The sequence below is a fragment of the Corallococcus sp. BB11-1 genome (genome assembly GCF_026626625.1).
Lineage (GTDB): Bacteria > Myxococcota > Myxococcia > Myxococcales > Myxococcaceae > Corallococcus > Corallococcus soli.
Genome location: NZ_JAPNJY010000001.1, coordinates 703,824 through 727,763, shown reverse-complemented (window position 1 = coordinate 727,763; position 23,940 = coordinate 703,824). Strand labels below are relative to the sequence as shown.

At 71.4% G+C, this 23,940-nt stretch carries 27 protein-coding genes; 12 read left to right on the top strand and 15 right to left on the bottom strand.

All coding sequences use genetic code 11. From position 1 onward, the window contains the following. Nucleotides 1-105 precede the first annotated feature (105 nt). From OV207_RS03140 to OV207_RS03130, 3 genes are all read left to right on the top strand, one after another. Nucleotides 106-2,964, top strand: coding sequence for a TonB-dependent receptor domain-containing protein (locus tag OV207_RS03140; RefSeq protein ID WP_267552451.1), 2,859 nt, complete (start codon nt 106-108; stop codon nt 2,962-2,964). Between the two features lie 14 nt (nt 2,965-2,978). Further along, nucleotides 2,979-3,419 (top strand): GNAT family N-acetyltransferase, encoded by a 441-nt coding sequence (locus tag OV207_RS03135; protein WP_267552449.1) that lies wholly within the window; start codon nt 2,979-2,981, stop codon nt 3,417-3,419. Nucleotides 3,420-3,548: 129 nt separating this feature from the next. Continuing rightward, nucleotides 3,549-4,001, top strand: coding sequence for an FKBP-type peptidyl-prolyl cis-trans isomerase (locus tag OV207_RS03130; RefSeq protein ID WP_267552448.1), 453 nt, complete (start codon nt 3,549-3,551; stop codon nt 3,999-4,001). A 30-nt stretch (nt 4,002-4,031) separates the two neighbouring features. Here the strand turns inward: OV207_RS03130 and OV207_RS03125 are convergent, their stop codons facing one another. Beyond that, a complete protein-coding gene (locus tag OV207_RS03125; protein ID WP_267552446.1) occupies nt 4,032-4,259 on the bottom strand; it encodes a hypothetical protein in 228 nt (75 codons plus the stop codon). 116 nt (nt 4,260-4,375) lie between these two features. Here OV207_RS03125 and nudC point away from each other — a divergent pair, with 116 nt between their 5' ends. Together nudC and OV207_RS03115 are read left to right on the top strand one after the other, a co-directional pair. After that, nucleotides 4,376-5,212: an NAD(+) diphosphatase gene (nudC, locus tag OV207_RS03120; protein ID WP_267552444.1), complete on the top strand. Its 837-nt coding sequence runs from the start codon at nt 4,376-4,378 to the stop codon at nt 5,210-5,212. 129 nt (nt 5,213-5,341) lie between these two features. Beyond that, nucleotides 5,342-6,034 carry a radical SAM protein gene (locus OV207_RS03115; RefSeq protein ID WP_267552441.1) on the top strand — a complete coding sequence of 231 codons (693 nt, stop codon included), beginning with the start codon at nt 5,342-5,344 and terminating at the stop codon, nt 6,032-6,034. Between the two features lie 34 nt (nt 6,035-6,068). On the opposite strand, the gene OV207_RS03110 is transcribed toward OV207_RS03115, so the two are convergent. Together OV207_RS03110 and OV207_RS03105 are read right to left on the bottom strand one after the other, a co-directional pair. Then, nucleotides 6,069-6,563, bottom strand: coding sequence for a hypothetical protein (locus OV207_RS03110; protein WP_267552439.1), 495 nt, complete (start codon nt 6,561-6,563; stop codon nt 6,069-6,071). A 1-nt stretch (nt 6,564) separates the two neighbouring features. Continuing rightward, the gene (locus tag OV207_RS03105) at nt 6,565-6,846 is read right to left on the bottom strand and encodes a hypothetical protein (RefSeq protein ID WP_267552437.1); all 282 of its coding nucleotides are present in this window, start codon (nt 6,844-6,846) and stop codon (nt 6,565-6,567) included. A 92-nt stretch (nt 6,847-6,938) separates the two neighbouring features. On the opposite strand from OV207_RS03105, the gene OV207_RS03100 reads away from it, so the two are divergent. After that, on the top strand, nt 6,939-7,247 hold the full coding sequence (locus OV207_RS03100) for a hypothetical protein (RefSeq protein WP_193346295.1): 309 nt from the start codon (nt 6,939-6,941) through the stop codon (nt 7,245-7,247). Between the two features lie 25 nt (nt 7,248-7,272). Here OV207_RS03100 and OV207_RS03095 read toward each other — a convergent pair whose 3' ends face one another. From OV207_RS03095 to OV207_RS03085, 3 genes are all read right to left on the bottom strand, one after another. Further along, complete coding sequence (locus OV207_RS03095) at nt 7,273-7,620, bottom strand: hypothetical protein (RefSeq protein WP_193346294.1); 348 nt, start codon at nt 7,618-7,620, stop codon at nt 7,273-7,275. A 242-nt stretch (nt 7,621-7,862) separates the two neighbouring features. After that, nucleotides 7,863-8,102, bottom strand: a complete 240-nt coding sequence (locus OV207_RS03090) for a GIY-YIG nuclease family protein (protein WP_120556452.1) — start codon at nt 8,100-8,102, stop codon at nt 7,863-7,865. Nucleotides 8,103-8,177: 75 nt separating this feature from the next. Then, on the bottom strand, nt 8,178-8,495 hold the full coding sequence (locus OV207_RS03085) for a CBS domain-containing protein (RefSeq protein WP_267552435.1): 318 nt from the start codon (nt 8,493-8,495) through the stop codon (nt 8,178-8,180). A 151-nt stretch (nt 8,496-8,646) separates the two neighbouring features. Here OV207_RS03085 and OV207_RS03080 point away from each other — a divergent pair, with 151 nt between their 5' ends. From OV207_RS03080 to pdxA, 4 genes are all read left to right on the top strand, one after another. Continuing rightward, nucleotides 8,647-9,666, top strand: a complete 1,020-nt coding sequence (locus tag OV207_RS03080) for an alpha/beta fold hydrolase (RefSeq protein WP_193346293.1) — start codon at nt 8,647-8,649, stop codon at nt 9,664-9,666. 179 nt (nt 9,667-9,845) lie between these two features. Further along, nucleotides 9,846-10,847 (top strand): peptidylprolyl isomerase, encoded by a 1,002-nt coding sequence (locus OV207_RS03075; RefSeq protein WP_193346292.1) that lies wholly within the window; start codon nt 9,846-9,848, stop codon nt 10,845-10,847. A gap of 61 nt (nt 10,848-10,908) precedes the next feature. After that, a complete protein-coding gene (locus tag OV207_RS03070) occupies nt 10,909-11,880 on the top strand; it encodes a peptidylprolyl isomerase (protein ID WP_193346291.1) in 972 nt (323 codons plus the stop codon). Continuing rightward, entirely contained in the window at nt 11,877-12,926 is a 1,050-nt protein-coding gene (pdxA, locus tag OV207_RS03065; RefSeq protein ID WP_267552431.1) for a 4-hydroxythreonine-4-phosphate dehydrogenase PdxA, read from the top strand. Before OV207_RS03070 ends, pdxA begins: the two co-directional genes overlap by 4 nt. On the opposite strand, the gene OV207_RS03060 is transcribed toward pdxA, so the two are convergent. From OV207_RS03060 to OV207_RS03025, 8 genes are all read right to left on the bottom strand, one after another. After that, nucleotides 12,850-13,182: a hypothetical protein gene (locus OV207_RS03060; RefSeq protein ID WP_193346290.1), complete on the bottom strand. Its 333-nt coding sequence runs from the start codon at nt 13,180-13,182 to the stop codon at nt 12,850-12,852. The genes pdxA and OV207_RS03060 overlap by 77 nt on opposite strands. A 46-nt stretch (nt 13,183-13,228) precedes the next feature. Then, the gene (locus tag OV207_RS03055; protein WP_267552427.1) at nt 13,229-14,863 is read right to left on the bottom strand and encodes an AgmX/PglI C-terminal domain-containing protein; all 1,635 of its coding nucleotides are present in this window, start codon (nt 14,861-14,863) and stop codon (nt 13,229-13,231) included. Between the two features lie 214 nt (nt 14,864-15,077). Continuing rightward, nucleotides 15,078-16,166 carry an aldo/keto reductase gene (locus OV207_RS03050; RefSeq protein WP_267552426.1) on the bottom strand — a complete coding sequence of 363 codons (1,089 nt, stop codon included), beginning with the start codon at nt 16,164-16,166 and terminating at the stop codon, nt 15,078-15,080. A gap of 151 nt (nt 16,167-16,317) precedes the next feature. Then, a complete protein-coding gene (locus OV207_RS03045) occupies nt 16,318-16,926 on the bottom strand; it encodes a RedB protein (protein ID WP_267552424.1) in 609 nt (202 codons plus the stop codon). A 90-nt stretch (nt 16,927-17,016) separates the two neighbouring features. Beyond that, entirely contained in the window at nt 17,017-17,637 is a 621-nt protein-coding gene (locus tag OV207_RS03040; RefSeq protein WP_267552422.1) for a DUF1360 domain-containing protein, read from the bottom strand. Between the two features lie 65 nt (nt 17,638-17,702). Further along, nucleotides 17,703-18,725 carry a zinc-dependent alcohol dehydrogenase family protein gene (locus OV207_RS03035; protein WP_267552420.1) on the bottom strand — a complete coding sequence of 341 codons (1,023 nt, stop codon included), beginning with the start codon at nt 18,723-18,725 and terminating at the stop codon, nt 17,703-17,705. A gap of 52 nt (nt 18,726-18,777) precedes the next feature. Further along, nucleotides 18,778-19,620, bottom strand: a complete 843-nt coding sequence (locus tag OV207_RS03030; protein ID WP_267552418.1) for a GIN domain-containing protein — start codon at nt 19,618-19,620, stop codon at nt 18,778-18,780. Between the two features lie 33 nt (nt 19,621-19,653). Continuing rightward, a complete protein-coding gene (locus OV207_RS03025; RefSeq protein ID WP_267552417.1) occupies nt 19,654-21,207 on the bottom strand; it encodes a hypothetical protein in 1,554 nt (517 codons plus the stop codon). Nucleotides 21,208-21,467: 260 nt separating this feature from the next. Here OV207_RS03025 and OV207_RS03020 point away from each other — a divergent pair, with 260 nt between their 5' ends. After that, nucleotides 21,468-22,364, top strand: coding sequence for an aldo/keto reductase (locus OV207_RS03020; RefSeq protein ID WP_267552415.1), 897 nt, complete (start codon nt 21,468-21,470; stop codon nt 22,362-22,364). 17 nt (nt 22,365-22,381) lie between these two features. Here OV207_RS03020 and OV207_RS03015 read toward each other — a convergent pair whose 3' ends face one another. After that, the gene (locus tag OV207_RS03015) at nt 22,382-22,876 is read right to left on the bottom strand and encodes a hypothetical protein (protein WP_193346281.1); all 495 of its coding nucleotides are present in this window, start codon (nt 22,874-22,876) and stop codon (nt 22,382-22,384) included. 150 nt (nt 22,877-23,026) lie between these two features. Here OV207_RS03015 and OV207_RS03010 point away from each other — a divergent pair, with 150 nt between their 5' ends. After that, nucleotides 23,027-23,551: a pyridoxamine 5'-phosphate oxidase family protein gene (locus OV207_RS03010; protein WP_193346280.1), complete on the top strand. Its 525-nt coding sequence runs from the start codon at nt 23,027-23,029 to the stop codon at nt 23,549-23,551. The last annotated feature ends 389 nt before the right edge of the window (nt 23,552-23,940 follow it).

The following is a 23,940-nucleotide window of genomic DNA, read 5'->3' as shown; positions in this document are numbered from 1 at the left end:
CCGGAGGTGCCCCCTGCCTCCGGCGCCCATCCCTCGAATCCGCCTCCAGGCAGGCCACTGTCATGGACCTGACATGTCATCGGGGGGAGAATGCAGGACGTCACCATGCGTGTGTCCTCCCTCGGCCCGTGGCTGCTCTCACTGCTGCTCCTCACCACCGGTCCCGCCCTGGCGGACAACACGGCGGATGAGGCGGACATCGCCTTCGAGCTGGGCAACGACGCCTACTCCCACGGGAACTACACCGAAGCGCTGCGCTCGTACTTCACCAGCTACCGGCTGGTCCCCAACCGCAACGTCCTCTTCAACATCGCCCGCTGCTTCGAGGCCCTGGGCAAGTTCAACGAGGCGTACCGCTACTACAACGACCTGCTCGGCGAGGACCTGCCCACCGAGGACGCCGCCGAGGTGTCCCGCTCCCTGGAGCGCCTGCGCCCCAAGGTCGCCCTGGTGCGCGTCACCACCAACCCCCGGGGCGCGGACGTGTTCGTGGACCGCACCGACCTGGGCAGCCGGGGCCGCTCGCCCCAGACGCTCGCGCTCACGCCGGGTCGCCACAAGGTCCTCGTGCGCAAGGACGGCTACCGCCCCACCGAGGCCATCGTCACCGTCACCAAGGGTCGCGAGACGCCCGTCGACCTGGACCTGGGCCTCATCACCGGCATCGTGGACGTCACCGGCACCCCCGCGGGCGCCGAGCTGCGTGACTCGCCGACGGGCCCCCTGCTGGGCCGCATCCCCGCGAAGCTGCGCCTGTCCCCGGGCCAGCGCGTGCTCCACGTGCGCGCCCCGGGCCACGCGCCCGGGCAGTACGTCCTCGACGTGCCCGCCGAGGGCACCCTGCCGCTCGTCGTCACCCTGAGCGCCCAGACGCGCCCCACCGGCCGCGTCGTCGTCACCGCCAACCACGACGGCGCCACCGTGCGCGTGGACGGCCGCCCCGCGGGCTTCACCCCCACCGTCGTCACCCTCCCGGAGGGCGAACACGTGCTGGAGGTGGAGAGCCGCGATGTGCGCCCCATGCGCCAGAAGGTCACCGTCATCCCCGACCAGGAGGTGAAGGTCCACGCCACCCTGCGCTACGAGCCGCCCCCGGTGCGCGCGGCGTCCAAGAGCCTGCTGTCCGTGGACGAGGCCCCCGCCTCCACCACCGTGCTCACGCCGGAGGAGCTGCGCGCCTTCGGCTGGCGCACCCTCGCCGAGGCCCTGGCCGGCGTGCGCGGCTTCTTCCTCACCGATGACCGGACGTACACGTACCTGGGCGTGCGCGGCTTCTCCCCGCCGGGCGACCTCAACACGCGCATCCTCATCCTCTGGGACGGCCACGCGATGAACGACGTGTGGGCCGGCCAGGGCTATGCCGCCCACGACCTGAGCGTGGACCTGGAGGAGGTGGAGCGCATTGAAGTCGTGCGCGGCCCCGGCAGCGCCCTGTACGGCACGGGCGCCTTCTTCGGCGTCATCAACGTCGTGCCCCGCGAGTCGCTGGGCCTGGACCGACGCCTGGAGATCACCGGGGCCGTGGGCGCGATGGGCTCCACGCTCGTGCACGCCACCACGTCGTGGGAGGACCCCAACCGCTCCATCCTCTTCAGCCTCGCGGGCATGAACGCCCGGGGCGCGGACACCACCCGCCTGGGCGACCCAGGCCCCATCGTCACCGGCCTGGACGGCGAGAAGGCCGGCACCGGGTCGCTGCGCGCGCGCATCGGCAACCTGTCCCTGGTGGCCCAGCTGCATGGGCGCACCAAGGACGTGCCCACCGCGCCCTATGGCACCCAGGTGGGCGCGCAGGGCACCCGCGTGCAGGACGTGCGCGGCTTCGCCGAGGCGAAGTACGAGCGCGTCCTCTCCGAGCGCATCAACCTGTCCCTGCGCGGCGCGGTGGACCTGAGCCGCTACGAGGGCCACTTCAACTACGGCGGTGACCAGACGAACACCGACTCCGGCGCCGCGGACTGGCTCACCGCCGAGGCGCGCGTGCTGGTGGGCCTGTTCGACGCCAACCGCCTCACCTTCGGCGTGGAGGGCCAGCACCAGCTGCGCGTGGATCAGAAGAGCGTGGGCCCCTCCGTGGAAGAGCCCCTGGGCACGCGCACGCGCTCCCTGGTGTCCGTGTACGCGCTGGACGAGTGGCGCCTGCACCCGCGCCTGAGCCTGTCGCTGGGCTTCCGCGTGGACAAGTACACCGACCTGGACACGCTGCCGCTCACCCCGAGGCTGGCCGTCATCGGCCGGCCCTATGACAAGGGCCTCACGAAGCTCGTCATCGGCCGCGCCTTCCGCGCCCCCAACGTCTACGAGCTGTTCTACCAGGACAACCTCCTCACCCAGCGCCCCGCCGAACAGCTGCTCCCGGAGACCATCACCACCTTCGAGGTGGAGCACTCGCACGACCTCACGCAGGAGCTGCGCCTGACGGTCGCCGGCTACCACAACCGCATCTCCCAGCTCATCACGCTCAACACCGAGACCGCGCCCACGCCCCGCTGCGGTCCCGACGGCGCGCCCACCCAGTGCCTCGTGTACGCGAACAGCTCCGGGGAGACGCTGGCGTGGGGCGCGGAGGCCGGGCTGCACTGGCAGCCGGGCCGCTGGCTGCTGGTGGACCTGAGCTATTCCTACGTGACGCTGCGCAATGCCTCGCAGGACGTGGTGCAGGCCAAGCCCGCGCACCTGGCCTCCGGGCGCTTCCTGCTGCCCGTGGGCAACGGCGACATGCGCATCGCCACCCAGGCCACGTACCAGAGCTCGCGCGTGGACAACATCTCCGGCGCCGACAGCGGCGAGGCCCTGCTGCTGGGCTTCGGCGTGTCCGGCGACTACGGCCGGCTGCGCTACTTCGCCGGCGTGAACAACCTGCTGGACACCCGCTACGCCTTCGTCGTGGGCGAGGACGTGTCCGCCGGCCCCGTGCCCCAGTACGGCCGCACCTTCAACCTCCAGCTCACCGGCAGCTTCTGACCGCCTCGCACGCCATGGCCGACGACACCTTGCTCGCCTTCATCCACCCCGGACACCCGCTGTATGACGGGGAGCTGGAGCTGCGCTTCCGCGTGCTGCGCGAACCGCTGGGCTTCACGCGCGCGGACGTGAAGTTCCCCTTCGAGGACGCGAGCCTCCACCTGGTGGCCCACGCGGGCGACACCGTCACCGGCTGCGTGCTGTTCCACCCGGAGGACGCGCACGGCGGCCGGCTCTTCCAGATGGCGGTGGCGCCCTCGCTCCAGGGCCAGGGCCTGGGGGCCCGGCTGGTGCGCGCGCTGGAGGACGAGCTGCGCCAGCGCCGCTTCCGCCACGTGCACCTGCACGCCCGCGCGCAGGTGGTCCCCTTCTACGAGCGCCTGGGCTACTCGGTGTACGGCGAGCCCTACGTCGAGGTGGGCGTGCCCCACCGGAACATGCAGCGCGACCTCTGAGGCTCCCGCGTCAGGTCCAGACCACGAGCCCCGTGCGCGGCTGCTTCCCCCAGAAGCGCCCTCCGGGCGGGCAGGCCTCCTGTCCCTTCCCCCTTTCGCGGGGCGCGTGCGCCGGGCAGGCTGCGGGCCATGATTCGACCCCTTCTTCTGTGTGCCGTGCTGGCCCTCGCGGGCTGTGGTGACTCCTCCGGGGACCCCGCCAAGGAGACATATGCCGACGCGCTGGGCGTGGACCTGGCCGCGATGAACAAGAGCGACTCCGGGCTGTACACGCAGGACCTGACGGTCGGCGACGGCGCGGAGGCCTCCCCCGGCAAGGTCGTCCAGGTGCACTACTCCGGGTGGCTTCCGGATGGCACGCTGTTCGACAGCAGCATCCCTCGCGGCACGCCCATCTCCCTCGTCCTCGCCAAGGGCCGCGTCATCGACGGCTGGGTCGAAGGCGTCTCCGGCATGCGCGTGGGCGGCAAGCGCAAGCTCGTCATCCCCTCCGACATGGGCTACGGCAGCGAGGGTTCGCCGCCCGCCATCCCCAGCAACGCCGTGCTCGTCTTCGACGTGCAGTTGCTGAACACCTTCTGACGTCCCACGCCCGACGCGCGAGGGATGCCCTCAGACGCCGGGCGTCCCACCGGACACCGGCGGCGCGGGCGGGGCGCGCTTCTTGGGCGGCAGGCGCGAGCGGCCCTTGGGCCCCTTCAGCGCCACGCCCAGCAGCATCGTCGCCGGCAGCATCATGCCCAGGCCCTGCGTGAGGTCCTTGGGGGGACGGGCCACCACGCCCAGCACCATGCCCGCGAAGAGCAGGGCGCAGACCAGACGCAGGATGAGGGCATTCACGCGTGACTCCCGGGAGCCGAGCCCGGGGGCCCGGGGCGCCGGGTTCCTGGCTCGATGACGAGCGGCCAGGAGCATAGCGCGCGGCGCCCCGCCGCGCCGTTCGTTAAGGTGGCCCCGTGAGCTCCCTGAAACGCTTCCAGCCCGGGTACGACACGCCCGCCCGCTCGCGCGACACCGCCCTCCTGTTCCTCGCGCGCGGCATGGACCTGCTCGTGTCCGACCACGACGGCCACCTCGCCCTGCCCCGGGGCGCGGACCTGCCGGAGCCCGCCGCCAGCGCCCACTTCCTGGGCGTGCTCGATGACACGGACTGCTACGCCGTGGCGCTGGCCGGGGACTTCACGCCGCCGGAGGGGCTGAAGTTCGTCCCCGCCCGCTCGCTCTACAAGCAGGTGGATGAGGCCACGTTCGCCGTGGCGGGCCGCGCGCTGTCCATCGCGGAGTGGGACGTGAGCCACCGCTTCTGCGGCAAGTGCGGCACCCCCACGCAGCTCGTCGCGGGCGAGCGCGCGCGTCGCTGCCCCGTGGACCACACGCCCTTCTACCCGCGCATCTCCCCGGCGGTCATCGTCCTCATCACCCGGGGCGACCAGATGCTGCTGGCGCGCAACGCGTCCTTCCCGGAGCCGTTCTTCAGCACCGTGGCCGGCTTCGTGGACCCCGGCGAGTCCCTGGAGGAGACCGTCCTGCGCGAGGTGAAGGAGGAGGTGGGCGTGGACCTGAAGGACCTCACCTACTTCGGCAGCCAGCCGTGGCCCTTCGGCCGGTCGCTGATGGTGGGCTTCATGGCCGAGTACGCGGGCGGCGACGTCACCGTGGACGGCAAGGAGATCGCCGAGGCCCGGTGGTTCGACGTGGACGACCTGCCGCGCATCCCGCCCCGGCTGAGCATCGCCCGGCACCTCATCGACACCTTCATCGACCGGGTGAAGGCCCGCCGGCCCACGTCCTAGCCGCGCCCGGGAGCAGGCGGCCGGCCCGGAATTCCCCGCCCCCCGGGGTGCGTTCGTCCCGGGATGGAGCACCGGGCTTGACCCACGGCCCCCGGGTGCGCTTGATGCGCCCCTCCATCCCCACAAGCCATGCCCGCCGCACGACCGCACATCGAGCCCCGCCGCGTCCCCACCGCCGACTCCGTGGTGGTGAAGGAAATCTACCTCTCCCTCCAGGGGGAGTCCTCCCACGCCGGCCTGCTCTGCGCCTTCATCCGCCTCACGGGCTGCCACCTGCGCTGCTCGTACTGCGACAGCGAGTTCGCCTTCCACGGCGGCAACCGCATGAAGAACGCGGACGTCGTCACGCAGATCCTGGCGCTCAACACGCCCGCGGTGGAGGTGACGGGCGGAGAGCCCCTGCTCCAGCCCGGCGTGTACCCGCTGATGGAGTCGCTGCTGGACGCGGGCCTCAAGGTGCTCCTGGAGACGAGCGGCGCCATCGACGTGCGGCTCGTGCCCCCGGCCGTCCACAAGATCGTGGACATGAAGACGCCGTCGTCGGGCGAGTGCGACCGCAATGACTACCGCAACTTCGCGTCGATGAACGCCAACGACGAGCTCAAGTTCGTCATCGGTTCGCGCGAGGACTACGAGTGGTCCCGCGCGCTCATCACCGAGCACGCGCTGGGCTCCCGGCCCTACGGCGTCCTGTTCTCCACCATCTTCGACAAGCTCCACCCGCGCGAGCTGGCGGAGTGGATCATCGAGGACCGGCTCCCCGTGCGCTTCCAGCTCCAGATGCACAAGTACATGTGGGACCCCAACGCGCGCGGCGTGTGACGCGCGCGACCGGGCCGGCCAAGGACGTCCGGGCTCAGACGAACAGCAGGAAGCCGGCGAGCGCGGCCCACAGCGCCACGCCCAGCAGGTTCAGCGCGGCCACGATGCGCAGGCCGAGCGTCAGCCCGCCCCCGCGCAGGAACACCCCGGGCTCCGCGGGGTGCCGCAGCTTCCACGTGGCCAGGGCGGTGCCGCCCACCCCCGCCGCCAGCGACGCGCCCAGCTGCAGCAGCGTGGCGGCGACCCCGCTCATGCGCCCGGGCTGCGTCGTCCACGACAGCTGCGTCACCGGCGCGGAGAGGAACAGGAGCCCCAGGACGTTGGCGGCCAGCATCGCCTGCACCGCGCGCGACGGCCGCGTGTCCCGCCAGCGCCGTTCGCCGCACGGCTCGCAGTACGCCGCCTCTTCCAGTACCTCCGTGCACGCGCCGCACAGGAAGCCGCCGCAGCGCGCGCAGAGGGCCACCGCCGTCACGTCCGGATGCTGACCACAGCGGGCATCCGGCAGGAGGACGGAGGCCGGGGCCACGCTAGAAGCCCGGGGGCGGGGTGCGCGCCGCCACCGCGGCGATGCCGTGGACTCCCATGCCCAGGAACACCGCCGTCAGCACCGTGCTGGCCACGAAGCCGGCGACGATGAGGTTCTTGCGCGGGTGCTCGAACTGGCTGAAGGCGTACACGAGCATGTAGCAGGGGATGAGCAACACCATCACCCCCGTGCCCACGCTGCGGCGGAAGGCGTGGTTCAACAGGGTGACCGCGCACACGAGCGAGACGACCCCGAACAGGATGGCGAGTGGCAGGAGCGGCACGCCCCCTCCCTTAGCATGCCTTCGCCCCTTTCGCGGCGGACGGACGCATACTAAGGACGGCCCGCCGCCCACCCGCCGAGGAGGTCCCTCCCATGGCCCTGTTCAAGACATTCCTCATCTTCATCCTGGCCGGCACACTGCTGGGCACCCTCATCGCGTCGCTGACCGCCCCCTCGTACATCGAGTGGAACAACAGCACGCCGCTCGCCGCGCAGACCATGTGCAACCTGCCGGAGGTGGTGCGCAGCGTGACCGCGTCGCTCATGCATTCGCAGCTCATGGGCGCGGCCATCGGCTCGGGCGTGGGCCTGGTGGCGGCCATCCTCGTCGCCGTGCGCGCCCGGAGCCGCTCGAAGCAGCGGCCCGGCTCACCGCCCCCTCCCGCGACCGTCGCCGGGTAGGGGCCGCGAGCGTCATCCCCGGCGCCTACTGCTTGGGGATGACGTAGATGTCCGGCGACTTGCCCAGCAGCACGCCGCCGTTGCCGTCCTTCACCTCCACGGTGAGGTAGATGGCCTGCTTCGGGTTCTCCGGGGGCGGCGGCACCGTCCAGGTGGGCGTGGCCACCGTGGTGCTGCTGAACGCGCCGGCCGGATTCGGGGGCACCTGCGACCAGAGGAAGAAGATTTCATCCTCGTCCTTGTCGGTCACCTCCAGTTGGAGCTGGATCTCCGTCCCCTCCTCGAACTTCAGGCCCCCCGGCGTCGACGGCGAACCCAGGGGCCGGGGCCCCGCGGTGATGACGGGCTGGTGGTTGGGCGCGTAGCACCCCAAGACCCCCCATCCCAAAGCAAGCAAGACGAACACGGCAGAGCGTGACCGGAGCATGGACTTCTCCCTGCGAGGAATGGCCCCACCCTAATTCGGGCTCCGCCCTCCCGTACACCCGCCCCGGCGACCCAGGCGGATCATCACTCCAGGATGAAACAACCGCGGACGCCGCGCGGACTGTCGCGCAGCCCGCATCCCGCCCCACGAATTAAATCCATCCGGCCAAGATTCCGGGGGGATGCGCGTTAGCGCCGTCCGGGACGCCGCGCGAAGAGCCGCAGCTTGTCCGCGCGGGTGAGCCGCTTGATGGCGGCCTCGCGGCGCAGGGCGGCGCCGCGGTCCTCGGCGGGCTCGCTCCACACCAGCGTCACCGGCAACCGGGCCCGTGTATAGGCGGCGCCCTTGCCCCGACCATGCGTGGCCAGCCGGCGCTCCAGGTTGTTGGTGGCGCCCGTGTAGAGCGTGCCGTCGCGACAGCGCAGCATGTACACGGTCCAGGCGGCGGGGGCGGCTTCTGACACGGCGCCCCCACTCTATTCCGCCCGGAACGCCCTGCCCTTTCAGAAAAGCTTCTGCCTCCCCGGCGGACGGGCGGCCAGGCGCGCCAGGTGGATGCGCCGCCGGCCATTGCTCCGGACCTGCGTCTTGCGCACGCGCGCCATCACGTCCGACACCTGCGCCAGCGGATCCGCCCTCCAGGCGGCCAACAGCTGCGTCTCATGGACCACCCCCACCAACCCTCCTCCCGTCCCCACCACCCCGACGAGGCTCACCCGGTGCCTCTCCATCACCTTCAAGGCACCCAGGAGGGTGTCTGTGGGAAAAACTGTGGCAATGAAGGACGACAACGCTTCCTTGAATCCCCGGCCCTGCCGCATTTCTACGACCTCCCAGCGAATACCTCGTACCTCCTGCAACTGCCCTGCCGTCCCATGAAAGTCCCTGTGCGACACGGCGGCATTGGCCCGGGGTCGGGCGTAGACTGAAGACGTGACACCACGACAGGCAGCGGCACCCCGGTTGAGCCGGATGGCGGACCTCTTCACGCGAGCAGTCGAGCGCGGCAAGGAGGGGTTGCTGACACTGAGCTTCAAGCCGGATGAGCTCTACCGGGTGCCCACGGACGACGGGGCCTCCATCGCGCTGGGGCGCTACCACCCCCGGGGGGAGCGCCGGTACGCGGAGCCCGTCGTGCTGTGCCATGGGCTGGGGGCCAACCGCTTCCACATGGACTTCAACGAGCAGTACAGCCTGGCGCGCTACCTGGCGCGGGCGGGGTTCGAGACCTGGGTCATCGAGCTGCGCGGCCGGGGGCTGGCCGGGGCGTGCGCCGACTGGAATTTTGATGATCAGGCGGAACACGACGTGAGAACCGCTTTGCGCACGGTGATGTCCACGGGTGCCCAGCAGGTCCTCTGGGTGGGCCACTCCAAGGGCGGTCTGATGCTCTATGCCCACCTGGCGAAGAACCCCCAGGCGCCGGTGAAGGCGGCGGTGGCCCTGGGCGCGCCCTTCACCTTCGCGGTGCAGCCGGGGCTGCGCGCCTTCGTCCAGCGGGTGGAGCCCCTGCTCAAGCTGAAGGTCATCCCCACCCGCCGCGTCACCAGCATCGCCTTCTTCGGGGCGCCGCCGGGGCCGCTCACCCGCTACATGATGCTGGCGGAGAACATGGATCCGCAGGTGGTGCGCTGGGCGCTGGCCAACGTGCCGGCGGACATCGCGGGGGGCGTGGGGCGGCAGTTCGCCCGGTGGATCGTCTCCAACAAGTTCACCTCCTACGACGGCGGGTACGACTACCGCGAGCCGCTCGCCGGGGTGCGCATCCCCTTCCTGCTGATCGCCGGGAGCCGGGACCTGCTCGCGCCGCCGCTGGCGGTGGCCCGGGCGAAGGAGCACCTGGGCGGGCCGGTGAAGATGCTGGTCGCCGGGCGCGGCCACGGCTTCGCGGAGGACTACGGCCACGCGGACCTGGTGCTGGGCCGCAAGGCGCCGGACGAAATCTTCCCCCAGGTGGAGGCCTTCCTCACCACCCACGGCACCCGGCTCTAGCGGCCCCGGGCGCGGACGGGGGCTCGGGTTGTCCGGGCCCCGACGCCGTGCTACCCGGGAGGCCGTCCCATGGGCCCATCCGTCCGCTTCCCATCCCGGCCGTGACGTCCCGCTTGAAAGCACGGCGGCCCGACACCACCGTGGAAGGTCCCCCGCTGTCTCCCCTGAGGCCCCCGCGCATGCGCCCTGCTTCCCTCCGCGCCTCCCTGCTGTCCTGGTCCGCCGCCCTGGTCTTCGCAGCGGGGGTGCTGGGCACGTCCGGTTGCCGCCCGCCGACGCAGGAGGGCCCGGACCCCACGGTGGTCGCGACCGTGAACGGCGAGTCCCTGAGCCGGGCGGACTTCGAGCAGGAGCTGGGCCGGGAGCTGGCCACCACGGAGGGGCCCGAGCCCACGCCGGAGGAGGTGGAGCCCTTCAAGCGCGCGCTCGTGGACACGCTGGTGAAGCGGATGCTGCTGCTCCAGGCGGCCAAGCAGAACAACATCGCGGTGACGCCCGAAGAGGTGGACCGAGGCGTGCTGCGGCTGTCGGGCGACTACCCGGCCGGCAACTTCAACGAGGTGCTGGCCCAGGGGCAGCTGTCCATGGCGGAGCTGCGCGCGCGCGAGGCGAGCCGGCTCACCATCGAGAAGCTCTTCACCCACCACGTCTATTCGCGCGTGGCGGTGACGGAGGAGGAGCTGCGCGCGTACTACGCGGCGCACGAGGCGGACTTCCAGGAGCCGGAGGAGGTCCACGCGGCGCAGATGGTGGTGAAGGGCCTGGACGAGGCGCGAAGGCTCCAGGTGCAGCTCAAGTCCGGCAAGAAGTTCTCCGACCTGGCGCGGCGCTATTCGCTCAGCGCGGACGCCAAGGTGGGCGGGGACCTGGGCTTCTTCCCCCGGGGACAGATGCCGCCCGCCTTCGACGAGGTGGTATTCAAGCTGGGGGTGGGGCAGGTTTCGGACGTGGTGTCCACGGAGTACGGCTACCACCTGTTCAAGGTGCTGGAGCGCAGGGCGGCGAGGAAGCGGGAGCTGGTGGAGGTCCGCTCCAAGGTGGAGGCCCGCCTGCTGGAGACCAAGCGGGCGCAGGCGCAGGAGGCCTTCGAGAAGGAGCTGCACGAGAAGGCCCAGGTGGTGGTGAACGAGGCCACGCTGCAGACCATCCGCGGGCGGCCGGCGCCGCAGGCGGCGAAGTGAAGGACTTTTCCGGGGGCCTGCCGGTTGGCCATCCCGGGGTTTCGTGGAGAGGGTCGTTGCGATGAAGAACCTGGTGGCGTTCCTGGCGGCGGTGATGCTCCTGGCGGGCGGCACGCGCGCGCGCGCGGAGCTGGTGGACAAGGTGGCGGCGGTGGTGAACCGCGACGTCATCGCGCTGTCGGAGGTGCAGCTGCGGGCCGCGCCGGAGCTCCAGCGCGTCAACGCGGAGGTGGACTCGCGCAAGCGCGCCGAGGCCCGCGCGCAGCTCATGAAGAGCGCGCTGGACACGCTCATCGGCGAGAAGCTGATGGAGTCCGAGGTGCAGCAGCTGGGCATCACCACCACCGACGCGGAGGTCGAGGAGCTGGTGCAGGACGTGCTCAAGCAGAACAACATCTCCGACATGAAGCAGTTCGAGCAGATGCTCGTGAACGAGGGCTACACGCTCGCCAGCTACAAGGACATGCTGCGCAAGCGCGTGGTGCGCGACAAGCTGCTGCGCATGAAGGTGGGCCCCAAGGTGAAGGTCACCGAGGAGGACCTGAAGGCCGCGTACACGCAGTACACGCGCCTGGAGAGCGAGGACGTGGAGGTGCACGCCCGCCACATCCTGGTGCAGGTGGACGCCAAGGCCACGGCCGAGCAGGTGGCCGCCGCGAAGCAGAAGGCGGAGGGCATCGCGAAGGAGGCGCGCCGTGAGGGCATGGACTTCTCCGCCCTGGCGCGCGCCCGCAGCGAGGGCCCCAGCGCGGCGGACGGCGGCGACCTGGGCTACTTCAAGCGCGGCGTGATGGTGCCCGCGTTCGAGAAGGCCGCCTTCAACCTCAAGGAGGGCGAGGTGAGCGAGCCCATCCGCACCAACTTCGGCTGGCACATCCTGAAGGTGGAGGAGCGCCGCAACGTCGCGGTGGCCTCCTACGACGAGATGAAGCCCAAGCTGGAGACCAAGCTCCTCTCCGAGAAGACGGAGAAGTTCCTGGAGCAGTACGTCCAGGAGCTGCGCTCCAAGGCCAACGTCGAAGTGAAGATGTGAAGCGCGCCCCGGTGGCCACGACGCCCGCGCTGCCTCGCGTGGGCATCTCGCTGGGGGACGTGTCGGGCATCGGGCCGGAGGTGACGGCCCTGGCGCTGGCCCGCCCCCAGGTGCGCCGCGCGCTGGTGCCGGTGGTGTTCGGGGACGGGCCCACGCTGGAGGGCTTCCCCCTCTTGCGCCGCTTCCCGCGCGTGGCCCTGGAGGACCTGGGGCGCACGACGGGGCCGGCGGTGGTGGAGGTGACGCGGCTGGCGCCGAAGCACCGCGTGCCAGGCAAGCCGTCGCGCGAGGGAGGCCGGGCGCAGTACGCGTACGTGCGGGCCGCCATCGACGCGATGCGCGCGGGCACGGTGGACGCGCTGTGCACCGCGCCGGTGTCGAAGGAGGAGATCTCCCGCGCGGGCATCCCCTTCATGGGCCACACGGAGGTGCTGGCGGACGCGTTCGGCGTGGACGTGTTGATGATGATGGACGGGCCGCGCGTGCGCATCGCGCTGGCGACGAACCACGTGCCCATCTCCGCGCTGCCGACGCTGCTGACGGTGGAGAAGCTGGTGGCGCAGCTCCAGCTGCTGTCGCGCAGCCTGGAGCCGGTGGTGGGCCGCAAGCCGCGCATCGCCGTGCTGGGGCTCAACCCCCACGCGGGCGAGGGCGGGATGCTGGGGCGCGAGGAGGTGGAGGTGATTGGTCCCGCCATCCGCCGCGCGCGCGCCCGGAAGGTGGATGCGCACGGGCCCATCCCCGCGGACGGCCTTTTCGCCCGGCCCGACGAGGTGGGCGCGAAGTACGACGTGGTGCTGGCCATGTACCACGACCAGGGGCTCATCCCGGCCAAGGCGCTGGACTTCGAGCGCACGGTGAACGTGACGCTGGGCCTGCCGGTGCCGCGCACATCGCCGGACCACGGCACCGCCTATGCGATTGCCGGCACGGGCACCGCGAGCTGCGTGCCCATGATGGAGGCCCTGCTCAAGGCCGCCCGGCTTTCGCGAGGACCTGCTTCAGGTGCTGCGCCAGGTCCTCGCCGTCCGCCACCGGGTCGATGAGCTTCGCGTGCGTCCCCTTCGCCGTGGCGTCGGGGACGACGAGCGTGGTGACGAGCCCCGTGGGGCAGTGCCCCAGGCAGGACGCGGGGATGAGCTGGGTGCGGTTCGCGAGGCCGTGCGTCTTCAGGGCCTCGCGCACGCGGCGCGGCAGGTCCGCCCCACCCGCCTCCACCGGCAGCCGCACCAGGCAGCGGTAGCACAGGTGCACCTCCGTCGGGTCTGGATGCTCCACGGAGGGGGGCGCGCGCTTCGTCATGACCCGGGAGAGGATAAGCGCCCCGGGGCCGCGGTGCTGGCCGTTCCTAGAAGACGAAGGGGAAGCGCACGGGGGCGTCCAGGGCCACGCGGTGCACGGGGAACTTCCAGCCGCGCACCCGGTCCTCGACGCAGCCGGCGAGCGGCGTGCCGCGCAGGGAGTCCGTCTCCATGGCCACGCCGGACACGCTGCCGGAGGTGTCCACCGACCAGCGCACCTGGAAGCGGCCGCCGTTCTCCAGGGCGGTGCCGGCCTTGAAGCTCTGGACGCAGGTGGCGATGTCCGGCTGGTTCGTGAGGACCACGCTGCTCACGTCCGAAGGGGACAGGCGCTCGGGGCCAGCGGCGCTCGGGGCCGGCGGGATGTAGACGGTCTTCTCCGGGGCCTGCTCCGACGCCTGCGCCTGGGCGGCGTCCGCCTCCTCGGTGAAGCCCATCTCCCGCGCGAAGTCCTGGTCGAACTCCGAGCCCGGCGGCGCGGCCTCCTCGGCCTCCGCGGCGGCGGCGGCCAGGCGGGCCTGCTCGATCTCCTCGGGGGTGATCTCCCGGCCGAAGGACAGCTCCTGCACCTCGCCCGTGTCCTCCGGGGATTCGAGCGTCGCCGCGCGCGCCGCGACGGGCGCCTTCTTCTTCGTCACCGGGGCCACCGCCGTGGACGGCCGGGCGTCCGGGGCCAGCGTGTTCAGGCCGGTGGTGAGGCCCACGTTCGCCGGGCCCGTGAGCCCGGGCGTGTTCGGCGTGAGGGATTGCGCGGCACGCTGCGCCTCCGTCAGCGCGGACGCGCCCACCGTGTTCGCGACGGACGCGGCGGCCTGCTGGAAGTCACCCGACGCCTGCCAGCCCGGCGTCGCGGACTGCGAAGAGGTCACGCCCTGGAAGCCCTGCACGCCCGGAGTGCCCGTGGCGTTCCGCGAACCCGGGGTCCCCGCGATGCCCGCAGCGCCGATGACGTTCTGCGAACCCGTGGCGGCCTGCGTGCCCGTGGCGTACCGCGGGCCCGTGGACTGCTCGAAGGACGCCGTGCCCTGCTCGGTGGACTGGGGCTGCGTCAGGCGCACGGCCGCGACGACCAGGAGGCCCGCGGCGAGCGCGCCCATCGCCACCGCGCTGACGAAGGAGAGGGGGTTCATCCCCAGGATGCGCGTGGACACGTCCGCGATGGCCGGCGGCGGAGCCTCCGGGGCCGGCGCTTCGTAGGGCACCCACGGCTGCGGCGAATAGGCTGCGGCCGGAGAGCCCGGCGCGGCCCAGGCGCTCGGCGGGGGCGCGGCGTCCCACGACGTCACCCCTCCGCATGAGACGTCGTGCAGGGCGTGGGCGAACGTCGGCGTGGACGGCGACGCCTCGGCGCGCAGCCACTCCGGGATGACGACGTTGGCGGCCTCGTCCGACAGCGTGAGCGCGGGCTCCGTGTCGTCGTTGGAGGGCGGCGGCAGCGACTGCAACCAGGACTCCTCCGTGGAGGCCAGGTCGAGCAGCGTGCGCATGGAGCCGGTCGCGGCGACTTCCTGCACGTCGTCGGTGTCTTGAGAAGGACCGGAGAAGAGCGCGCGATCCAGGCACGCATCCAGCTCCGCGTCGAAGGCTTCGGAGTCGTGGGAGAGGCCCGCACCGCCCGAGGAAACCGGGGTGCCAACACCCTGCGCACGCAACAGCCCATCACCCGTCAGAAGCTCGCTCACGCCACCCTCCCGCCGCCCGTACCGCGCCAGACCACCCACCCACCCGACTGCCAGGGGGCCGATACTAGGAACGGCCCCCGTTCGCGCTACCGCGAGCGTCGTGTCGTGAACGTTCCAGCCGCCGTTTTCCCGTTGGCACGGGCAGAAACGTACGGCCCCACACTCCACGGTGTGGGCCCCTGTGCCGAAGGGGCCCGGGTTTCCGCCCTCCGGATCAGTAGCTCGGGGCGGTGCCCGACTTGGGCTTCAGGCTGCTCGGTGGCGCCTGGACGCCGTTCACGCGCAGCCCCGGGTGCATGAAGGACGGGGCGTTCTGCAGGAAGGCCGACGGGAAATCGAGCGTGGGCTTGGAGAGCTCATCCAGCGCCTTCACCTGGTCGGGCGTGAGCTTCAGGTCCAGCGCGCCCAGGTTGTTGTCCAGCTGCTCCAGCGTGCGAGCGCCCAGGATGGTGGACGCCACGCCGGGACGGTTCTGCACCCAGGCCAGCGCCACGCGCGCCACCGTCGAGGCCTGCTCCTTCGCCACGCGCTCCAGCAGGTCGATGAGGGCGTAGGTCTTCTCGTTGAGCGAGCTCTCCGCCCACGCGCCGCGGTCCGCCTTCTGCTTGCCCGCGTTCTGGCGCGTGTACTTGCCGCTGAGCGCCCCGCTGCGCAGCGGCGACCACGGCGTCACGCCCAGCCCCAGCTCCCGCGCCATGGGGATGAGCTCCCCCTCCACCGTGCGCTCCAGCAGCGAGTATTCAATCTGCAGCGCCACCAGCGGCGCCCAGCCCCGGAAGGTCGCCGTCACCTGCGCCTGCGCCACCTTCCAGGCCGGCGTGTCGGAGAAGCCCACGTAGCGGACCTTCCCTGAGCGCACGAGGTCGTCCAGCGCGCGCATCGTCTCCTCGATGGGCGTGTGCGCGTCCCAGGCGTGCATCCAGTACAGGTCGATGTAGTCCGTCTGGAGCCGGCGCAGCGACTCCTCGCACGCGGCCATCACGGACTTGCGGCCCGCGCCGCCGCCGTTTGGATCCCTGTCGAAGAGGTTGCCGAAGAACTTGGTGGCGATGACCACCCGGTCGCGCTTGGCGGGGTCCTTGCCCAGGTGGTCCCCGATGATCTTCTCCGAGTGGCCGAACGTGTACACGTTCGCCGTGTCGATGAAGTTGCCGCCCCGCTCGATGAAGCGGTCCATGATGGCGTTGGACGTCTGCACGCTGCTGCCCCACCCCAGGTCCTCGCCGAACGTCATGGCTCCCAGGCAGAAGGGACTGACGCGCAGGCCGGAGCGGCCCAGGGTGACGTAGTGGTCGAGCGACATGGCGGGTTCCCCGTGAAGCGAAGGGTGGAGCGGACGAAGACCCGCGGAGCCAACCCCACACGTCCCACCGCGCCAACAGCCCTCCACCCCGGACGTCCAGCGCGGAACAGCGCCGCGCCGGGTTCCGACCTCCGCAGGACATCCGCGCGCGTCAGCGGCTCGCGGACGCCGGAGGGTCCTCCAACGCGCAGCCATAGACGGGCGTGTCGCCGCCCTCGCCGCCTTCACGCAGCACGCGCTCCAGCGCCATGCGTCCCGGACTCTCCCCCTCGTGGCCGCGCGCCACGGTGATGCCACCGCTGAAGCGCAGGAGGCCATCCGCGCCATAGAGCACCACGTGCCCGGAGGTCGTCGCGCCGAAGTGCTTCGCCTCCAAGCCTCCGGGATCTCGCAGCACCGTGACCCCGGGGATGCGTGCGGCGGCGCGCCACAGCTCGCCCTGCTCCCAGCCGTCCTCCAGTCCCTCCGGGCGCAGGAACAGGACGAACGCGTCCGCGCGTCCGCCCGCGTGCGCCATCAGCTCCGCCAGCTCCGTCACGCTGGCCCGCGTGCAGGGACACTTCGGGTGCGCGAGCATCACCAGCACGGGCCGTCCCGCCTGACGTGTCAGCCGCGTGGCCTCCGGCCACCGCGCCACCTTCGCCTGCGCGATTCCAGGCGTGGCGGAGTAGCGCGCCAGCACAAAGAGCCCGGCGCCAATGCCGCCCAGCCACAGCGCGCCCGCGAGCACCAGCCATCCCCGGGTGGAAGGTCCCTTCATGCGCGCGGCGCCTCCTGGAAGACGCCGACGCTACCGGCTCCGCCCGGGCCCCGGCAGGACCCCTCCCCGGAGTCCAGGAGAGTGTCCGGTTCAGCTCGGGGACGGGATGGGCGCGCGGCCGGACTCCACGACCTGCGGCCCGGTGCCCGGCAGTTGCACGGCGGACGCGTGCTCCTGCTGCTTCTCCAGCAACTTCACCTGCGCGCGCGTGCGGTGCAGCCCCTCCCCCAGCCACTCGTAGGCCCGGTGCAGGAAGAAGGACGCGGCGCTGAGCGCGAAGATGGAGGCCACGAAGCGGGTCTCACGAGGACGCACCGTGGACGCGGCCACGAAGCCCGTGGCCACCCAGGGGCTCAGGCAGAAGGGACAGTCCAGCAGCTCGCCCAGCGCGCGCCGGGGGCCGTCTCCTCGCGCCTTCTCCACCACCTCGCCCGCGGTGCTGTCGGACTCGTAACGAACGAAGGGCGCGCGCAGCGGGGCCGTCACCTTGTCCAGTGCCACCAGCCGCGACACCGCGTGCGTGGCGACACCGAACAGCGCCAGGTCCCTCCACCCCAGGCGTTCAGGCAGCCCCCGCCCTGATGCGCTCATCCATCCCAGGAAGCCGAGCATCGACGTGCCGAACGTCCCGATGAGCGCCGCGTAGGAGCCCAGCGGGTGGTGCTCCGAGTCATAGCCGGCGAACGGTCCCGTCTCCTGAAGCGCTTTCATGCGGTGGGCAGCCTCCGTGTCCGCCAAAGCTGTGCACGCCCCCCGCGCTCCAAGCATCCAGGCGGTCAGGCCCATGGAGCCTCGCCCGAGTCCGTCATGTCCAGCACCGCCGCCCCTCGCACGCGGCCTTCGCGCAGCGCCTGGAGCGCCTCGTTCGCGGCGGACAGGGGGAACACCTGGACCTCCGTGCGCACCGGCACGCGCGGCGCCAGCGCCAGGAAGTCCAACGCATCCGACCGCGTGAGGTTCGCCACCGAGCGCACCACGCGCTCCTCCCACAACACCGAATAGGGGAAGGAGGGGATGTCACTCATGTGGATGCCGCCGCACACCACCACGCCGCCCTTGTCCACGGCCCGCAGCGCGGCCGGCACCAGCGCGCCCACCGGCGCGAAGAGGATGGCCGCGTCCAACGGCTCCGGCGGCGGTGCGCCCGAACCTCCCGCCCACACCGCGCCCAGCTCGCGCGCGAATGCCTGCCCCTTCGCGTCGCCTTCGCGCGTGAAGGCATACACCTTGCGCCCCTGGTAGCGCGCCACCTGGATGAGGATGTGCGCGGCGGCGCCAAAGCCATACAGCCCCAGCCGGGGCCCCTCGCCCGCCATGCGCAGGCTGCGAAAGCCGATGAGCCCCGCGCACATCAGCGGCGCGGCCTCCACGTCCCCGTACGACGGTGGCAGGGGGAAGCAGAAGCGCGCGTCCGCGACGGTGTACTCCGCGAAGCCCCCGTCCACGTCGTAGCCGGTGAAGCGCGCCGCGTCGCAGAGGTTCTCCTTCCCCGCGCGACAGAAGCGGCAGTGCCCACAGCTCCACCCCAGCCACGGCACGCCCACGCGCATCCCGGGCACGAAGCCCCCCACCCGCTCCCCCATCCCCACCACCGTCGCCACGATTTCGTGGCCGGGCACCAGCGGCAGCTTCGGGCGGGTCAGCTCGCCGTCCACCACGTGCAGGTCGGTGCGACACACCGCGCAGGCGTGCACCTTCAACAACACCTGCTCCGGCCCGGGCTCCGGCAGGGGGAGGTGCTCCTCCCTCAACGGCTGCCCGGGTGCATGGAGCACCATGGCCCGCATGGTCCCTGGCATCGCCCGCCTGCCTTCCCCCCCGCGCACGTCGCGGGTGATGAAGACAAGGTAGTCAGTGCCAGATGACCCGACCGCTGCCGTTCACCCGCGCCTGGGTGGAGAGCGCGTGGCCGAAGAGGTCCACGCTCCCCGACGAGTCGAGCGTGACGACCACCCCGCCGCCGTCCACGAACGCGGTGACGTTCCCCGACCCCTGCGACGCGATGTCCACGTCCACGGCCCGCAGGCCCTGGGCGCTCATCCGGCCGCTGCCATCCAGCCGGGACACCAGGCGGTTGGTCGCGCCCGTGAGGGTCATGTCGCCGGAGCCTTCCATGAAGGCGCGCACCAGCTTCGCGCTGCCGGACCACGTCAGCTCGCCCGAACCGGACTGGGTGAAGTCCACCCACTCCACCATCCGCTCCCCGGCGGTGCACAGCTCCATGCGCCCGGAGCCGCTGTGCTTCGCGTCCAGCGTGTGGGCCCCGCCGCAGAAGGACAGCGTGCCGGAGCCCTTCGACACCAGCCGCACGTCCTCCTGGCCCTGCTCGAAGCCCTCCACCCGCAGGGTGCCGGAGCCACGGTGGGTGACGCCCACCACGCGCGGCATCCGCACCTCCACCCGCGCCTGCCCCTTGGGATTGAACGAGCCGTCCGTCGCGATGACGAGCGTGTCCTCGGCAACGATGAAGGTGTGCACGCTCGACTGGAGGTTCGAGTCGATGATGACCTTCACCTCCGGCACCTCCCCTTCCATCACCACGACGTCCAGCGAGTCGTGGTTCTCCACCTTGACGAAGCCCGCAGTGACGCGCGCCTCCGTCACGGTGTCGCCGTTGCCCTGCAGGTCATCGGTGAAATAGCAGCCGGTCGTCAGACCCGCCGCGAGCACTGCCACCACCAGGCGCTTCCACATGGTTCCCTCCCGATTCATGACGAAGTCCTCGCGCTACAGCTGCACGCCCAGGAGCACGCCCGGCCACACGCGCACCGTGGTGTTGCCCTCGTCGGAGACGCTGCGCCACTCAGGCCCGATGCCCAGCTCCTCCCACCGGTCGCCATTGTCCCACGTGACCAGCGTGTTGCCGGTGATGCCGCCGATGAGCGCGAACCGCTTCGCCACCTGCCACCCCGCCACCAGCCGCAGCTGCCCGAGCACGTTCAGGCCGTCGCCGTCGCGAAAGAGGTTGTCCGCATGGACGCTGGAGCCGATGGCGTCCACGTCGAAGAACACCCGGCCCACCGGGATGTGCGTGCCGAAGCCGAAGCCCGCCACGTAGCGGCGACGGTGCGTGTCCGTGCCGGGGTTGAAGCCCAGCGTCAGCAGCGTGTGGAAGTGCTGGCTGCCGAACTTCAGCGCCACGTTCGTGTACGCGATGTCGCTGGCCCACAGCTGCACGTTCGCCTGACCGTTGCCGATGAAGCTCAAGAGACCCAGCGCCTCACCCTGGGACTCGCGCGCCACGTTGATCAGCCCCAGCTGCAACCCGTCCACCTTGCCCGCGATGTTGAGAAGCCCCACCTGCGTGCCGGACACGTCCCCGCCCACGTTGAGCAGCGACAGCTGCGCGCCCCGCATCTCCTTCGCGTAGTTCAGGCCCGTGGCGGCCTGGAGGCCGACCATGGACGGGGCCACGTTGGCGCCCACCGAGGCCTGGACGCCCTTGAGCGCCCCGCCCGCGATGTTCGCGCCCACCGAGAACTGCCCACCCACGCCGCCCGAGCCCGCGATGTTCGCGCCCACCGAGAACTGCCCGCCCGACAGCGCCCCTCCCGCCACGTTGCCGCCCACCGCGAACTGCCCGCCCGTCGTCGCGCCCCGCACCACGTTGAGCCCCACCGACGACTGAAGCCCCTCCAGTTCGCCCGTCACCACGTTGCCGCCCACCGCGAACTGCACGCCCGACGCGGCGCCACGCACCACGTTGGCCCCCACCGCGAGCTGTCCGCCGGACAGGGACTCCCCCACCCAGTTCGCTCCCAGCGACAGCGCCAGGCCATTCACCCGCTTCGCCTGCGTCCCGAGCAGGCCCACCGCGAACGTCGTCACCACGCGGTCCGTGGCCGTACCCACGGAGCTCAGGTGCGGCATCACCATCAGCACCGCCGGAACGTGGATTTCATCCGGCGCCGCGCTCTGGGCCACCGTGGCCCCCACCGGCGCACCACCCGCCGCGGCCTCCACCAGGGGCGCGGGAGACAACACGGTGACGGGAGCCGCCACCCCCGGCGTCGCCGGATCCACCGGGGCCATCTCAATCGCCGGGGCCGCCTGCCCCGCCGGAGCCGGCTGAGCCACGGGGTCCGACGCCATCGCCGGGCCAGCCATCGCCGGGGACGGCTGGACCGGAGCCGCCTGGACCGGAGCCGCCTGGACCGGAGCCGCCTGGACTGGAGCCGCGACCACCGCCACCTTCGCGGACGCCGCCGGCTCCGCTGCCCCCGCCACGCCTCCCGCCACCGCGACCATCACCCCGACACACACCGCGACCTTGCGCTTCATCGCCTGGACCTTCCTGGACTGGTTCCGAATGGGGCCGCCGTCCGGGTGCCTCCCGCGTGGGGAGCCCGGTGCGCCACCGTCATGTCGGGGCGTCGTCGCCCCTCGCGGACACAGGAACACCGGCCCCTTCCAGAACTGTCACCTGCCTGTCTCCGCCCCCTGAAGTCCCGGTGGCCGGGCCCTCCGGCCGCTACGCTTTCCCCATGCGCCCGTCCCGTCCCCGCCATGCCCCCCCGGGCCCCACCCGCCGAGAGGTCCTGGTGGCCGGGCTCGGCGCCGCGCTCACGCCCTCGCTCCCGGCCCTCGCCCAGCCCCCCACCGCCCCCGGTCCCCGCATGCTCACCCGTCCCATCCCCAGCTCGGGCGAGGCCCTGCCCGTCATCGGCCTCGGCACCTGGCAGACCTTCGACGTCGGCGGTGCCGCGGGCGAGCGCGCCCCCCTGGCGCAGGTGCTCCAGAAGTTCTTCGCCTCGGGTGCGCGCCTCATCGACTCATCGCCCATGTACGGCCGCTCCGAAGCCGTGGTGGGTGACCTGCTGAAGCAGTCAGGCCAGGAGAAGACACCCTTCCTCGCCACCAAGGTCTGGACGCACGGCAAGGCCGAGGGCGCCGCTCAAATCCAGACGTCCCTCCAGCGCATGGGCCACGGCCGCATGGACCTGATGCAGGTGCACAACCTGCTCGACGTGGACACCCACCTGCCCGTGCTGCGCGAGCTGAAGGCCGCGAAGAAGATCCGCTACGTGGGCGTCACCCACTACCAGCGCGGCGCCTTCGACGACCTGGAGAAGCACATCAAGGGCAGCAAGCTGGACTTCGTGCAGCTGCCCTACTCGCTGGCGATGCGCGACGCGGAGGCGCGCCTGCTGCCCGCGGCGAAGGAGCACGGGGTCGCCGTGCTCGTCATGGAGCCCTTCGACAAGGGCAACCTCTTCCGCAAGATGAAGGGCCGCCCCCTGCCCGCCTGGGCCCAGGACTTCGACTGCGCCAGTTGGGCGCAGTTCTTCCTCAAGTTCATCCTGGGCCACCCCGCGGTGAACTGCCCCATCCCCGCCACCTCCAACCCCGCCCACCTGGAGGACAACGTGAAGGCGGGCCTCGGGCGGCTGCCCGACGAGAAGACGCGCGCCCGGATGGTGAAGCTGCTGGAGGGTTGAAGCCCCCCCTTCCGCGCCTACAGCTCGGGCGACGGCGTGTAGTGCAGCTCCCCGCTCGGCTCCAGCACCAGCCCGGTGCCGGTCTCGCCGGTCTCGTCGTCGCGCCCCACCTCCAGCACCTGCGCCTCCGCGTCCCACTGGCCCAGGTAGTACTCGCCGCCCGCCGCCATGCAGGCGCGCCCCTCCGACACCAGCGTCTCCACCACTTCCTTCCGGTCGCTGGTCATCCGCAGGAGCGTCCACGTCTTGGCGTCCTCGCGGAAGCCCTTCACCAGGTCCGCCAGCTCCTCGTCGCGCGGCGTGCCCCCGGCCGTCTCCTCGCGCTTCCACTGGCGCGACTCCTTCGCCGGCTGCGTCTTCTGCCACGCCCGCGCCAGCTCCAGCACCTTCTGCTGGGCGGCGTCATGGAGCGCGTGCATCGCGTCCGGCAGCTCGATCTCCTCCAACGCCAGGAGCGCCGTCTCCAGTTGCAGCGCCTTCAGGCTCCACTCGTTCCACGCGGTCTTCAGCATCGTGTCGCTCCCGGGCGTCACACCCGCCCGGAAGGGAAGGTGACGTCGCACGCCCCCTATCACACGCCCGCCTGCCCTGGCGCCGGGCAGCCGCCGCGCCGGTGTCCGCCCCCTGTCCGCTGCCTACCTTGAGCCCCCAGGGAGGCGAGCATGACAACGACACAGAAGGATCCGCAGGACGTGGTGGCGCACCTGGGCAAGCTCATCCACGGCATCAAGGTCGCCATGATGACGACCGTGGACACCGACGGCAGCCTTCGCAGCCGTCCCATGTGGACCTACGACAAGGACTTCGACGGCGAGCTGTGGTTCTTCACCAACGACCACACCCACAAGGTGGACGAGGTGGAGAAGGACCACCACGTCAGCCTCGCCTATGCCGACCCCAGCAAGGACCGGTACGTGTCCGTCAGCGGCCGCTGCCACCTGATCCGCGACAAGGCCAAGGCGAAGGAGCTGTGGAACCCCGCCCTCAAGGCCTGGTTCCCCCAGGGGCTGGATGATCCAAACCTCGCCCTGCTGCGCGTCAGCGTGGAGAAGGCCGAGTACTGGGACACGCCCAACAGCCGCATGGTCCAGCTCGTCGGCTTCGTGAAGGCCGTCCTCACCGGCGAGAAGTATCATCCGGGCGACAACCAGAAGCTGGACCGCGGCGCCCCCGTCCGCCGCAACTAGCGCCGGCCCACCCTTCCCGACTTCTCAAAATCCCGACATCCGTGTCAGGGAGTGAGTGAAGTCAGGACAGTTCCAGACCCGTGGCACATCCGCCCACCCGGCACTTCCGTACAGAGGAAGCGTGCCGCGGTGGGCGCGGCGTTTGCCCCGCAGTTGCTGTTTCTCTGACAGCGCCGTTCGTTGTGGCTTGTGGAGGCAGGCCGGCCCGGGTCATGCACCCGGGCGCCGCCGTGATACGAGCCCGATCCACCGTCACATCACGTTGAAGTGACGAACGGTTTAGAGTATCAACCATCCGCTTTCGAGATTTTCCACCTTCCGTCCGGCGGTGTGCCGGCGCCGGATGGAGTGAACTCGGAGACGCTCATTGGGGCGGAGCGATTTCCCGC